Raw genomic sequence first — 14,064 nt, 5'->3', positions numbered from 1 at the left:
AAGTTATGCGCTACTTTTGCATCGATTTATAAATCAATATTATCATAAAATGATTGAAACAAGTCTTAATTACAAAGTAAAAGACATTTCACTGGCCGATTGGGGCAGGAAAGAAATCCGTCTGGCAGAAGCCGAAATGCCTGGTTTGATGGCACTTCGGGAAGAATATGGCGTTTCCAAGCCTCTTAAAGGAGCCCGTATAGCAGGTTGTTTGCATATGACCATTCAAACAGCCGTTCTTATTGAAACGCTGGTTGAACTGGGTGCGGAAGTTACCTGGTCTTCCTGTAATATCTTTTCTACACAGGATCATGCCGCCGCTGCTATTGCCGCCGCTGGTGTTCCCGTGTTTGCATGGAAAGGCATGAATGCCGAAGAGTTTGACTGGTGTATCGAGCAGACACTATTTTTTGGTGAGGACAGGAAACCTCTCAATATGATCCTTGACGATGGTGGCGACCTTACCAATATGGTGCTGGACAAATACCCTGAGATGGTACCAGGCATTAAAGGTCTTTCTGAGGAAACTACCACAGGTGTTCACCGCTTGTATGAAAGAATGAAAAAGGGCACCTTGCCCATGCCTGCGATCAATGTGAACGACTCTGTGACCAAGTCTAAATTTGACAATAAATATGGTTGCCGTGAGTCGTTGGTGGATGCCATTCGCAGAGCTACCGACGTGATGATGGCCGGTAAAGTGGCTGTTGTTGCTGGATTTGGTGACGTAGGAAAAGGTTCCGCCGAGTCGCTTAAGAGCTGTGGTGTCAGGGTGATCGTATCTGAGATCGACCCTATCTGCGCTTTGCAGGCAGCTATGGAAGGGTACGAAGTAAAGAAAATGGCCACTGCCGTTAAAGAAGCTGATATCATCGTAACCGCTACAGGCAACAAGGACATCATCAAAGAAGAGCACTTCAGAAGCATGAAGGACAAGGCTATTGTTTGTAACATTGGCCACTTTGACAATGAAATTGACATGGCATGGCTAAACAGCAACTACGGTCAGACAAAAGTTGTAATAAAGCCGCAAGTAGACCTTTACAATATCGAAGGATCAGAGATACTTGTTTTGGCTGAAGGGCGTTTGGTGAACCTTGGTTGTGCCACTGGTCACCCATCGTTTGTAATGTCAAATAGCTTTACCAATCAGGTGTTGGCGCAATTGGAGCTTTGGACAAATACCGACAAGTACGAAAATGCGGTGTACACATTGCCTAAGCACCTCGACGAGAAGGTAGCAAGGCTGCACCTGGCTAAAATTGGTTGCGAACTTGATACACTTAGCCCCGATCAGGCCGAATACATAGGGGTTTCTCTTGAAGGCCCATACAAGCCTGATTATTACCGTTACTAAAATTACTGACATAATTTCATGACAGAGAAAAGGCCCGCAAAAGGGCCTTTTTTTATTATTTTGAATGAAAGTAGGTGAAAACAGTCCGTATTTCGCAAATTAGGCTGGTTAACAAACTTGGGTGATTTGTCGTATTATGTAAAAAGAGATTGATTCTAAATAGCCCGCCAGTTGGGCAAGGAATTTGCTGAATTCATTGACATGTCAACAACCGTAACAGAAACCATGGAAGGGCCAAAGCGGCACAGCTATAGTGACTCAAAGAAGATGAAAATCTTTAACGGGGAATTTTTGCCGCATATTGACTCGATGTACAATTTTGCCTACCGTCTTACTTTTGACGACGATGAGGCAAAGGATCTTGTGCAGGAAACTTATTTTAAAGCTTTTCGATTTATAGATTCCTTTCAGGAAGGAACCAACGCCAAGGCGTGGTTGTTCCGAATCTTGAAGAACAGCTTCATCAACGACTTCAGGAAGAAAAGTAAGGAGCCTGCCAAAGTTGATTATCAGGAAGTTGAAACTTATTACAACTCAGATGATGTTGATGAACATATAACGGTCGACCTGCGAGTAGACGCTCTGCAAAACATGATTGGTGACGAGGTCTCCAATGCGCTGAATGCGCTGGACGTTGACTTCAGAACAGTAATCATACTTTGTGACCTGGAAGGTTTTACCTACGAGGAGATGGCGAAAATTCTCGACATCCCGATAGGTACCGTGAGATCGAGATTGCACAGAGCCAGAAATCTACTGAAGGAGAAGCTAAAATCATATGCTCAGACAATGGGCTACAAATAATTTTTTTCGTAATTTTCGTGATTGAAATTGACAGAGAATGGAACAAAGTTCTGCAAAGGAAGGCTGCAAGGAGTCAGTGAAATGTATTGAAATTTTGCATCTGCTACTTGATAATGAGGCGTCGCCAACTCAGGAGGATTATTTGCGGAGTCACCTCGACAGTTGCCTGCCCTGTTTAAAAAACTACAAAGTTGAAACGGAGATTAGAAACATCTTGCGTACTAAGCTTGAGAAGCGTGAAGTCCCTGCAGATTTGCTCAACGCCATAAAATCGAAAATTTCTGTTTCTCTTGCCCCTGAAGGTTAATGCGCAAAGCAATTATTTTTACTGCTCCGTCAGGCTCTGGTAAAACAACTCTGGTAAAACATCTTTTAGATCATATCCCTTCCCTTGCCTTTTCTATTTCGGCCACAACAAGGAAACCTCGAAACCAGGAGGTGAATGGAAAAGACTATTACTTTCTCTCGTTTAGCGATTTTCAGAGTAAAATTGAACGGGACGAATTTATAGAATGGGAGGAGGTCTACAACGGATCTTTTTACGGCACACTCAAAGAAGAGATAGACAGAATATGGGCTTTGGGAAAAGATGTTATTTTTGATGTGGAGGTGCACGGTGCGCTCAACCTCAAGAAATACTTTGGAGACGATGCCCTGGCGGTATTTGTGAAAGTGCCTGATTTAAGCACCCTTCAGGAACGACTTCAAAAGCGTGACACAGAAACAGTAGACACGCTCGAAAAGCGCCTCCAGAAGGCTAAATATGAAATGACCTTCGAAAAGCGACTGGATGTGACCGTGCTCAATGATGACCTGCAGAAGGCTAAAGACATGTCGCTCCAAATTGTGAAAGATTTTTTAGCTTAGCTTTTCGAATCACTTTCGCTGGCGTGTGACGAGGTACTGCCAGGAACAAAACATCAATCTATTGGATATCGGTCTCTATTTTGGTTCATTCAATCCTATCCATGTTGGGCACCTCATTATTGCCAACACTATGTTGGAGAATACCGAAATTGAAGAGGTGTGGTTTGTTGTCAGCCCTCAGAACCCACTGAAGAAGCGAAGCAACCTGGAGCATGAGTTTGACAGGTTTGACCTGGTGCAGGCGGCTATACACGACAACTATCATTTCAAAGCCACTGATGTCGAGTTTCATATGCCCAAACCCAGCTATACAGTGGATACCCTGGCATATTTAACCGACAAGCTCCCGCAGCATAAATTCAAGCTGATAATAGGGGAGGACAATCTCGCCTCTTTTCCTAAATGGAAAAATTTTAATGTCATTTTAGAGAACCACGGGCTGCTCGTGTACCCACGGCCCCAGTCGAACCCGTCAGGCCTCAAAGATCATCCAAATGTGAAAATTGTTGATGCTCCTTTACTGGACATATCGGCCACATTCATTCGGAAACAAATAAAAATGGGCAAGTCGGTGAAGTACCTGATCCCCGACAGCGTGAATGAAATGATAGAACGGAAGAAGCTTTATCTGTGAAACGGAAGGTTATTTCCCTTAGTTGTTGAACCCGACAGTATTTTTCGCTAGGCCCCCGCCGTATCCTCTTGAAGTGGTATGGCCTGTAATTTAATGGAACCAGTTAAATCAGAGCAGCCTCATATATGGGCTACTCTTACGAGTGCAGTGGTTCCGAAACTCAGAATACATATTGCTTAAATTCAGTTCACATTGCTTCAGTTATCCGCTTTTTTTAGCTGAAAATGAGGAGCCTAACAAAACACATTTGTAGGAATCGGGCTATTTACGCACACAATGAAAATTTCGAATAGCCAAGTCAGTATCTGCAAACCTTAGACAGAATTCGCTTTACAACCCTGTGCTGTATTGTTTTCCGCCAAATAAAGTCCTCTTCCCACATTGACGGGCTTTCTACTGATTCAGTTTTATAAACCGCACGACGGTAGTCGTATTGTGTTGTTTCACAACCGCAAAGTATTTCCCCTCATGTAAGGTATCAACCTCCATTGTGATTGTTGCCTGGCCTTTAGTAGTATATGATTTGACTGTTCTTCCGGTCATATCAATGACTGATATACTGACAGGTTGATTGCTGTCGAATCTATCAAACTGAATGGCAAGTGTATTAAATACCGGGTTTGGATACAGTTTCACCCCAGATGTGCCCCAAGATCCCTCAACGGAGGTAATTACTACCTGCTTTGGTTCTGACATTTCGCTTAAACAACCGTTTTTTGTTATCCTGACCGTATAACTCCCATCCACAGTTACTATGTGGTCTGCACTAGTTGCTCCTGTGATTGTTACACCATTTTTGAACCATTCATAACTGTCTCCTCCTTCTGTTTGCAATATGATCGCTTCCGGATTTGATGCGTTTATCGTTATTTCCGGCTTAGGAGGACTCGTTATCTGAAGTTGAGCAGGGTTAGAAATTGTACCCTGACAGCCCCCTCCAAGAACGCATCGATAGCTGCGGCCATCCAGGAGGCTTGTAACTCCGCTGAGGGTCAGGCTGGCTGTATTGACATTGGAATAGATGCCTGTGGTGGTTAAGTCTGTAAATCCTTCCCCGCTGTCTTCCTGCCATTGATACGTTAAACCATCACCTGAAGAAACTTCTACAAAAAAAACTACATCGGTGCCACCGCATTCGGAGACATTTATTGGGTGACTGCTGATGACGACTGGGTTGGTAACGACCAATTCAGCTGATTCGGAAATAGCTTGATTTGAGGTGCCGCTTTGGCAAGAAGTACTGACGACACACCGGTATTTTTGGCTACTTTGGCTGCTCGAAATATTTGAAATCGAAAGATTTGCTGTATTAACACCGGAATAATTACCGTCTTCTGTAAGATCATGGAAATCAGTTCCGTTGCTTTCCTGCCATTGGTAGACGACGGTATTGGTGCCTGCGTCTATCGAAAAGGTTGCTTCTTCACCTGAACAGACCTGGGCGGTGGAAGGATGTCTTATTATTGCCACACTTGCGGGCTGGACGGTAAGATGCGCTTCATTGGAGAAGAGAGGAGAGGCGCAGCTGTTCGAAACAGAACAAACAAATGCAGCCTCGTTAACAGCAGAGGTTACGTTCGTAAGCGTGAGGGTCGATGTTTTGGTTCCAGAGTACATACCTCCATCTGATAAAGCACTCCCATTTACAGTCCATTGATAATTCAACTCTGACCCGCCTGCCTCAACAGCGAAGGCCACTGTGCCTCCCTGGCAAATAGTTTGTGCTACTGGTGACGTGATAATACTTGGGAGAGCATTTACTTTTAATGTGACGACATCCGTAAACGACTCTGGAGTACAGGTGCCTATTCTGCAACGAAATTTGTTGCCATTCAAGGCCGCCGGGATGTTTTGGATGGTAAGCTGGCGTGAATTGGTGGTTAGGTAGGTTTCGTTGGTTGTTAAATCGACAAAATTTCCGTCACCTGCAACGTCCGCCTGCCACTGGTAGGTGGTAGAGGTATTTTCGACTGAAAAAGAAAGAGTTGTGCTTGCTCCCTCGCAGACCGTTTTGCCAACTGGCTGACTAGTGATATTGGGAAGGAGAACTACTGACAACTTCCGGGGAGCGACATTTACTTCACTACATAGCCCTTTTTCTGTACTCAAAACACAACGATAATTTCGACTATTAAAACTGCCTCCTGCATTTGAAATACTGAGTTCGTTACTTTGGGATCCAAAAAAAGTATCGTCGTCTTCTATGTTAACGAACCCTAAGCCAGTGTCTTGTTGCCACTGATATAGGACTCCAGGCCCGCTTGCTTCCACAGAAAACTTGGCCGTCTCATTTTGACAAACTGTTACATTATCTGACTGCGATATTACGGAAGGCCTGCTGTCTACAATAAGTTCGGCCTCAAAAGAAGCATGTTCGGTTTGGCAATCCCCGACTAAACACCTGAATTTGTAGCCGCTCATATCAGTAGTGATTCCGCTGTTGGCTATATGAAGTGTACGGGTAAGCACTCCGGAGTAAGGAGAAGAATCTTCCAAATTCACAAAACCTGACCCATTATTCATCTGCCACTGATATGGAACTGGTGCACTTCCCAAACCCGTAGTTATATTGAATACTGTTTCGCCTGACAATGAGGCACATAATGAAACATCAGAAGGTTGAGAAGTAAACGAGACATCATCGTAAACTCTCGCTGAAGCCACAGTAGAGTAGATAGCGCAATCATTCGCAGTTTTCACCTTTATCTTGTATATGTAAGAATCGGGAAAGTTGGCTGGGGCGTCGGCAATTGAAAGTGAGGAGGTGTGAACTCCTGAATAGGTGCCGGACGCTATATTAGCAGAACCAGCATTTGCTCCATCTGAAAGGTCGGCGTAGATGGGGCTCCCCACATATCCCTGCCATTGATAGCTGAGGCCGTCTCCCAGCGCTTCTACAGTAAATTCCAGATTGCCATTTCCAAAGCATTGATAAACGCTAGCTGGCTGCTGGGTTATGACTGGGTTAAGGTTTACAGTGAGGGTAGCAGAGGCTGAAGAAACTGGAGGTGAACAAAGCGAAGCCACCAGTCGATACTGAAAGCCGTTCATCGATGCGGTTACTCCAGTGAGAGTAAGTGTTGTCCCGGTTACTCCCGAATATATCCCTCCATTTGACAGATTTGCAAAACCGGATCCCTGGTTTTCCTGCCATTGGTATCCGCCGAATCCACCCGTTACAGTTGCACTAAGAGTAGTATTGGTACCCTCACAGACTGAAGAGTTGAGCGGATCAGCAGTTATTACTTGCAAAGCATTTACAGTGAGTGATGCCAGCGCTGAGGTGTTAAGGCATGATGCATCCTGAACAATACACCGGTAAAGATATGAACTCATTTCTGCCGTGGCTCCGGTAATGGCGAGTGTTGAAGTAGCTGTACCAGAATAGACCCCGCCGTCGGTGACGTTTGAATAGATTCCAATCCCGTTGTTGGTGTTTACTTGCCACTGGAAAGTTAAGCCCGTGCCAGATGCGATTACATTGAATGATGTATTGCCTCCTTCACAAATTGCCTTATTTGCAGGTGGTGTGGTAATCGACACAGTTGTACATGATCGAAGCCTGGCTATGTTTTTTTTGGCTAATCCGTAGTATGAAACAAAGCTGCCGGCAGAGATTACCTTGCCGTCAGATTGCACAGTAATGGTATTTATTTCATAGGAGCTTCCTTCAAACCCGTTGCCGCCAATAAATACATCTGTGACACCTGAAGCAGAAAGTCGGATCAGCCCGTTGGTGAAAAAACCTCCCGCTAAAATCTTGCCGTCAGGTTGAATGGCGAGTGACTTAATAAGTGAGTTAAAAAGAGGAGGAGTAAACGTGCCATCAACTGCACCGGAGCTCCCTACTCTCGTTAAAAAGCCAAAACCGCCACTATTGCCTGCGGCGAGTATTTTGCCATCAGCCTGAACAGCTACCGCATAGATTTGGGTGACCGAGCCGGCAGCGGAGAATGTACCATCTAAGGCCCCGCTTGTATTTAAGCGAACGAAGTTACTTGTGCTTGTTCCATTATAGGATGTGAAGCCTCCCCCAGCAATTATTTTTTCGTCGGATTGAATAGCTATGCTTCTGACGTAGGAATTAAATCCGGTGCCCGGGTCAAACGTTTCGTCCAGGGTTCCGTCGGCATTCAAGCGGGCGATGCTTTTTCTTGATGTACCGTTATAACTTGAAAAATCGCCCCCAACAATAATGCTCCCATTCGACGCTACAACTGCTATGGAAGCCACAGTACCGTTCAACCCTGTACCTGTTGAGTTGAAAGTGCCATCAAGTGTCCCGTCAGCATTTAAGCGGGCAATAGAATAACGGGTGGTTCCATCGAAGGAACTGAACAAGCCCCCGATCAAAATTTTGTCATCTGACTGAATAGCTATTGCCAAAACTCCCGCATTTAACCCAGTGCCGATGTTTGCAGTAAAATCTGGATCAATCACGCCGTCTGTTCCTAATCGAGCTATACGGTTGACAGTTGTTCCATTATAGGAGGTAAAGTAACCTCCAACAATGAGTTTTCCATCTGCTTGAAGTCCAGATGCATACACGGTATTATCGAAGCCTGTTCCTGTAATGTAGGAATTGTCTGGTTCGGCAATTTGAGCTCTTATCGTGGTAGACAAGCAAAGAGCAATCGAAATCAACAGTAGCTTCTTCATAGTTGTTGTAAAAGAATAATTCTAAATCTTCGATAGCGAAACCTCTTCGATATTACAGACTACTCAATTCCTAAGGCATTGTAAGTTTCAAGCACAATTCCACAATAGCTCGTGCTTCAAATAGTACGTTTTTTGAGAGTCTGGAGAGGGCTAATAAGTAAATCTAGATAGCCGGAAGATATGTTTGCGACCAATCTTGCGAGCAGGCCTGTTTTCTTTGTGAGGATATAATATTCCTTTACAAACGCCACTAAGATTGACGATCTCGATGGACATGAAACTGAACTTGCCATCTAACAGAAACAAAATGGATGCTGCGGACGGGGTAAATTCCCGTTCTTCTTGAATTATTCAATAACTGTTGGAGTGTGATTTCCTAAAAAATAGTATTCAACAAAATAGCTGGCCTAATCATAGAAGGTGTTGAGGTACGCTAGTATCCTCTTCCTATTGGCTTGAGCTTAATGGTGTATTTTGCAACCTACTGTGGGTAATTCGACGGAGGATACGATTGAAGAAGGTGCCAGGCACAGCTGGATGATCCTATGACGATAGCTGAAATCTTATTGAAACGCATCTTTTGCAAGCACCCTAATTTGAAACATAGGATTGCTTGATGGCTCAAATGTGTATAGAAGTTTAAACCGTCATGATCTCCACCTCTTTTGCATCTACCAGCTTGTCGATTTTGACTGAGTGCGAATCGGTAAGTTTTTGAACTTCATCTTCAGCCCTTTTTACATCGTCTTCAGCAGCCCCTTCTTTCATCAGCTTTCTAATCGATTCGTTGGCATCCTTCCTGATGTTTCTCACACTCACTTTGGCTGTTTCTGCCTCCGCTTTTACTTGTTTGACGAGGTTCTTTCTTCTCTCTTCAGTCAGAGGAGGAACGTTGATCATGACCATTTCCCCGTTGTTTTGAGGGTTTAGGCCCAGGTCGCTATTGATGATCGATTTCTCAATTTCCGAAATCATATTTTTTTCCCATGGCTTAATGGCAAGTGTCCTTGCATCGGGCGTATTGACAGATGCTACTTGCTGTATTGGAGTCATGGCACCATAGTAATCGACCATGATACCATCAAGCATGTTGGGCATTGCTTTCCCAGCCCTTATTTTTGCAAGCTCTGCCGAAAAATGAACAATGGCTTTGCCCATCAAATCTTTAGCTTCCTCTAGAAATAGTTGTATCTCCTCATTCATTCTTAAAAAAGTTAATTTATCAGAGTGCCCACTTCCTCGCCTTTCACAACATTAATGAGGTTGCCGGGCTTGTTCATATCAAATACAATAATCGGTAGATTGTTTTCCTGACATAGCGTAAAGGCGGTCATGTCCATTACGTTCAATCCTTTTTCATAAACTTCCTGAAAAGAAATCTGAGCGTATCTGGTGGCATTTGGATCTTTTTCGGGGTCAGCTGAATACACACCATCCACACGGGTGCCTTTCAGCACAACATCGGCTTCAATTTCAATGGCCCTTAGGCTGGCAGTGGAGTCCGTAGTGAAGTAAGGATTGCCTATGCCAGCGCCAAAAATCACAATTCTGCCTTTTTCGAGATGCCTGATAGCTCTCCTTCTGATAAAAGGCTCACAAACTTGCTCCATTTTTATACCTGACATAAGGCGGGTAAACATGCCATGGGCTTCAAGTGCGCTTTGCAGTGCCATAGCATTAATCACTGTTGCCAGCATCCCCATATAGTCGCCCTGAACCCTGTCTATCCCAATAGTAGATGATTGCACGCCACGGAAGATATTACCACCACCAATAACAATGGCTACTTCAAGGCCCTCATCCTTTACTTTTCTTATTTCCTGGGCATATTGTTCAAGTTGTGCGGGGTCAATGCCATATTTCTGACCACCCATGAGTGCCTCTCCGCTTAGTTTTAGTAATATTCGTTTGTATTTCATAGAGCCGGTCTTCCGTGCTTTTGTATGGGGTAAAAGAATGGTTAAATCAGGCAAATATAAATGAAAGCCTTCGACTATGCCTTAGGAAAATGTAATTAGTACCTGATTTTTTTCAACGCTTTGCCCTTTTTCAACAGAGATAGCCTTGATAATTCCGTCACCAGGCGATTTAAGCACATTTTCCATTTTCATAGCTTCCAGAATCAAGATGGGGTCGCCCTGATGAACCTCCTGGCCCTCCCTCACTTTTATTTCGTGGATAAGCCCGGGCATAGGCGCTTTCAGGTCGTTGGCTTTTTTTGCAGTGGTATTTGAGATGCCCAGTTTTTCAAGTAAAATATCCATCTTGTCTTTGACAGTCACCTCCACCTTTTTTCCGTTTACCAATAGCGAAACCATTTTCGAAGCCTTGTCGGTGGCAACTATTTCTACCTCAAAAGCCTTTCCACTCTTTATTACGTGATAGTGATTTGGTTTCACCTCAACTACCTCATGATTAAATAAGTCGCCATTCAGGTAGACCTCCCCATTTGTTTGGTAGTCAACGTCGATTTCTTTTTGACCTTTTATAAGTACCTTCGCCATGAATTCTTTTTTGGCAAAATACGACATAATATTTTGTGATGATATGGGCAGGAACACTTTAGAAGGAAAGCTTGGGTCGGGAACAGCATTGCTCTCAGTCGCATGTATATTATTAACAATTGTTGGCTGCAGGTCTTCCTATCAGGCTTCGTCAAACGCCGCTGGGGCTGAAGAGGCCATTGTTGAAATAGATTTGCCGCCCTACCAACCCGCCAGTCCCAGGTTTTTCGATATCCTGCACACCCGGCTTGACCTGGAATTCGATTGGGAAAACAAATGGGTGATCGGTCAGGCTGACATCACCCTGAGGCCTTACTTCTATCCTCAGAACCAACTGATGCTGGATGCGAAAAGCTTTGAAATCATTGGCTGTGATTTAGTGGAACACTCGGCCGCTGTTCCTTTGGAGTTCCATTACGACGGTGAGGCCGTTTATATTTATTTGGAAAAGGACTATAAGAGATCGGACACACTGTCAATCAGAATGAAGTACATCGCTAAGCCATACGAGCGGGCAGCACAACCCGGACAGGCAGTAGCCTCCGACCGGGGCTTGTTCTTCGTTAACCCATCTGGTGCCGACACGCTGAAGCCTAAGCAATTGTGGACGCAAGGTGAGACACAATTCAATTCCCGCTGGTTTCCTACCATCGATGCACCTAATGAAAGATTTACACAGGAGATATTCCTGACTGTGGACTCTTCGCTAACCACACTATCCAATGGTGTGCTTCAATCCTCTGATTATTTGGGAAACGGCCTTAAGAAAGACCATTGGAAACTCGATAAGCCACATGCGCCTTACCTGGCCATGATTGCGGTTGGCAACTTTGCGAAGGTTGACGATTGGGCCGATTCACTCCAGCTATCTTATTATGTGGAACCAGCTTTTGAAAAATATGCCAAGGACATCTTCGGAAACACGCCAGAAATGATTGCTTACTTTTCTCAGGTGCTGGACTATCCTTATCCCTGGGCCAAGTACGACCAGATTGTCGTCAGAGACTATGTGTCTGGGGCTATGGAGAATACAACGGCATCCGTTTTCATGGAAGACCTTCAGGTGAGCAGGAGGGAGCTGCTTGACGATCATTGGGACGGCATCATCGCACATGAGCTCTTTCACCAGTGGTTTGGCGACCTGGTCACCTGTGAGTCATGGGCTAACCTGGCACTCAACGAGGGTTTTGCCAACTACAGCGAATACTTGTGGAACGAACACAAGTATGGCAAGGAAGAAGCGGACTATAATTTATGGATCGAAAAGGATAACTACCTGGCCGAAGTTGGCAGCGGTAAGTTGGATCCCATTATTAATTATTTCTACGAAAACCCTGACGACCTTTTTGATAGCCATCGTTATTCAAAAGCTGGCCTTGTGCTGCACATGCTTCGCAACTATACGGGGGATGAAGCTTTTTTTGCGTCACTCAACCATTACTTAAAAGCGAATGCCTATCAGTCAGTCGAAATTGATGACCTTCGGAAGTCCTTTGAGGCTGTGACAGGAGAAGACCTGCAATGGTTCTTCGAGCAATGGTTCGAACTACCCGGGCATCCGGTTTTGGAGGTATCAACGTCCTATGCCAATGATAGTCTCACTATCAACATCAACCAATTGCAGGTGTCCGATTCGATCGGGCTCTTTGTTTTCCCTCTGGATATTCAAATTTGGGAAGGAGCCACCAGCACAACCCATGAATTGCTAGTCGATGCTCCCGAGATGACGATGACTTTGCCGCTGTCAAAGGAGCCAACATTGGTGGAGGCTGACCCGGAAAGGGTTTTGCTAGCCGAAATTTATCAGCCCAAAACAAGCCAGGAGTTGCTGATGGCCTTTTTTAATGGTAGTTCCTTTGCTCTTCGAAGAGAGGCACTGGAAACACTCTTTTCTGAAGGTGACTCCATTTCGATAGGCAATGCTGCGATGCTCGGTTTGGCAGACGTATCCCCACGCCTGCGAGAGATGACGCTGGATAATTTGGTTGGCCGGGGCCACCTGACTAATCCTGACATTGCAAGGGCTGTACAAAAACTCACTACCGACAGCCGTTCGCTGGTGAGGGCAGCAGCATTCAGTGCTTACAGCGAAACAGAATCGGGCGATATAAACGAGGTGATGATGAAAGCACTTGCCGATTCTTCTTATAGTGTAATAGGGGCTGGTCTTGAGGTGCTACTTCAGGATTATGTGGAAGATCCTATTTGGCTCAGGGACTTTCTTGGCTTAACACACCTTAATATAGCAGCACCTATTGCAGGTTACTACAATCAGCAGGTGAAAGAGGGGCATCTTGACTGGTACAATAAGAACCTGCTTAGCTTTCATGGCATGGATCGCTGGATGTTTCTGCAGTACTATATAGAGTACGTCGTGTTGACAGATCTCTTCAAGGATGAGTCAACAGCGAAGGTGCTTACGTATATTGCTACGAACGACAACGAATATTATAATCGAATTGCCGCTTTCCAGTCGATGACACTGGTGATTCCAGAAACCCCCGAAAACAGGAAGATACTCGCCTCAATTGCAGCAAAGGAGGAAGACCAGCGAGCGAAAGCGGTTATGAACAGCTTACTGGCTGCCGAAGGGAACTAAAGAAGTTGAAGTTCGCCAGGAATATTTTCTACTTTTTAAATCAATTATTTGAATAAAACCAAAAAGCGTATAATTTTGCACTTCCTTTTAGAAACAGGCCCTTAACAGGCCTTTTTTTAACGGTTGTTCTTAGTCATTTTGTTTGATATGGGGGAATACCAAAGCGGCCAACTGGGGCAGACTGTAAATCTGCTGACTTATGTCTTCAGAGGTTCGAATCCTCTTTCCCCCACAGCGAAAGTTCTTTGTTTAGGACGTGTAATTGTATAACTTGCACGCCCTCTGAGCGAGGGACGTCAAACTTAGTACATTATGCGGGCGTAGCTCAGTTGGTAGAGCGACAGCCTTCCAAGCTGTAGGTCGCCGGTTCGAACCTGGTCGCCCGCTCTAGACAAAGAACATAAGAGGTGGAGTCATTCATCATTTATGTTCTTGTTTAATTTATGAACCGTAGTGCTAGGATACCTGTGACGCTGATAATTTCTGGTTCAGGTAGCAGCTCAGCGGGTCAGGCATTGGCGGTGGAAGCCAAAGTCTTTTTTGCCGTTGTAGCTCAGAGGTAGAGCACTTCCTTGGTAAGGAAGAGGTCACGGGTTCAATTCCCGTCAACGGCTCTCTGTATTTTGAACATCTATTAACT

The 14,064-nt window shown here is 44.8% G+C and carries 10 protein-coding genes and 3 tRNA genes; 9 read left to right on the top strand and 4 right to left on the bottom strand.

Annotated features, from left to right (window positions below; all coding sequences use genetic code 11):
• The first annotated feature begins 49 nt into the window (after window positions 1-49).
• The 5 genes from ahcY to nadD all read left to right on the top strand — a co-directional run bounded on the left by ahcY (window position 50) and on the right by nadD (window position 3,662).
• On the top strand, window positions 50-1,357 hold the full coding sequence (gene ahcY, locus AAC052_RS13745; RefSeq protein ID WP_339813912.1) for an adenosylhomocysteinase: 1,308 nt from the start codon (window positions 50-52) through the stop codon (window positions 1,355-1,357).
• 225 nt (window positions 1,358-1,582) lie between these two features.
• Window positions 1,583-2,161 carry a sigma-70 family RNA polymerase sigma factor gene (locus AAC052_RS13740; protein WP_151998053.1) on the top strand — a complete coding sequence of 193 codons (579 nt, stop codon included), beginning with the start codon at window positions 1,583-1,585 and terminating at the stop codon, window positions 2,159-2,161.
• Window positions 2,162-2,198: 37 nt separating this feature from the next.
• A complete protein-coding gene (locus AAC052_RS13735; protein WP_339813910.1) occupies window positions 2,199-2,468 on the top strand; it encodes a zf-HC2 domain-containing protein in 270 nt (89 codons plus the stop codon).
• Complete coding sequence (gene gmk / locus AAC052_RS13730; protein ID WP_339813908.1) at window positions 2,468-3,028, top strand: guanylate kinase; 561 nt, start codon at window positions 2,468-2,470, stop codon at window positions 3,026-3,028. Before AAC052_RS13735 ends, gmk begins: the two co-directional genes overlap by 1 nt.
• 61 nt (window positions 3,029-3,089) lie before the next feature.
• Window positions 3,090-3,662 (top strand): nicotinate (nicotinamide) nucleotide adenylyltransferase, encoded by a 573-nt coding sequence (nadD, locus tag AAC052_RS13725; RefSeq protein WP_317487979.1) that lies wholly within the window; start codon window positions 3,090-3,092, stop codon window positions 3,660-3,662.
• Between the two features lie 393 nt (window positions 3,663-4,055).
• Here nadD and AAC052_RS13720 read toward each other — a convergent pair whose 3' ends face one another.
• The 4 genes from AAC052_RS13720 to AAC052_RS13705 form a co-directional block, all read right to left on the bottom strand.
• Window positions 4,056-8,321: a T9SS type A sorting domain-containing protein gene (locus AAC052_RS13720; protein ID WP_339813906.1), complete on the bottom strand. Its 4,266-nt coding sequence runs from the start codon at window positions 8,319-8,321 to the stop codon at window positions 4,056-4,058.
• 639 nt (window positions 8,322-8,960) lie between these two features.
• Entirely contained in the window at window positions 8,961-9,524 is a 564-nt protein-coding gene (frr, locus tag AAC052_RS13715) for a ribosome recycling factor (RefSeq protein ID WP_317487977.1), read from the bottom strand.
• Window positions 9,525-9,535: 11 nt separating this feature from the next.
• Window positions 9,536-10,240: a UMP kinase gene (gene pyrH / locus AAC052_RS13710; RefSeq protein WP_151997924.1), complete on the bottom strand. Its 705-nt coding sequence runs from the start codon at window positions 10,238-10,240 to the stop codon at window positions 9,536-9,538.
• Window positions 10,241-10,321: 81 nt separating this feature from the next.
• Complete coding sequence (locus tag AAC052_RS13705) at window positions 10,322-10,825, bottom strand: biotin/lipoyl-containing protein (protein WP_317487976.1); 504 nt, start codon at window positions 10,823-10,825, stop codon at window positions 10,322-10,324.
• A gap of 43 nt (window positions 10,826-10,868) precedes the next feature.
• Here AAC052_RS13705 and AAC052_RS13700 point away from each other — a divergent pair, with 43 nt between their 5' ends.
• From AAC052_RS13700 to AAC052_RS13685, 4 genes are all read left to right on the top strand, one after another.
• Complete coding sequence (locus AAC052_RS13700) at window positions 10,869-13,424, top strand: M1 family metallopeptidase (RefSeq protein ID WP_339813903.1); 2,556 nt, start codon at window positions 10,869-10,871, stop codon at window positions 13,422-13,424.
• A gap of 149 nt (window positions 13,425-13,573) precedes the next feature.
• Window positions 13,574-13,656 (top strand) — tRNA-Tyr (locus AAC052_RS13695).
• Between the two features lie 82 nt (window positions 13,657-13,738).
• Window positions 13,739-13,811: transfer RNA gene (locus AAC052_RS13690), tRNA-Gly, on the top strand.
• Window positions 13,812-13,966: 155 nt separating this feature from the next.
• Window positions 13,967-14,038: transfer RNA gene (locus AAC052_RS13685), tRNA-Thr, on the top strand.
• Window positions 14,039-14,064: the final 26 nt, after the last annotated feature.

The sequence above is a fragment of the uncultured Imperialibacter sp. genome (assembly GCF_963974565.1).
Lineage (GTDB): Bacteria > Bacteroidota > Bacteroidia > Cytophagales > Cyclobacteriaceae > Imperialibacter > Imperialibacter roseus.
Note: the sequence above shows the minus strand (reverse complement) of the source record. Positions and strands in the feature narration are given on the sequence as shown.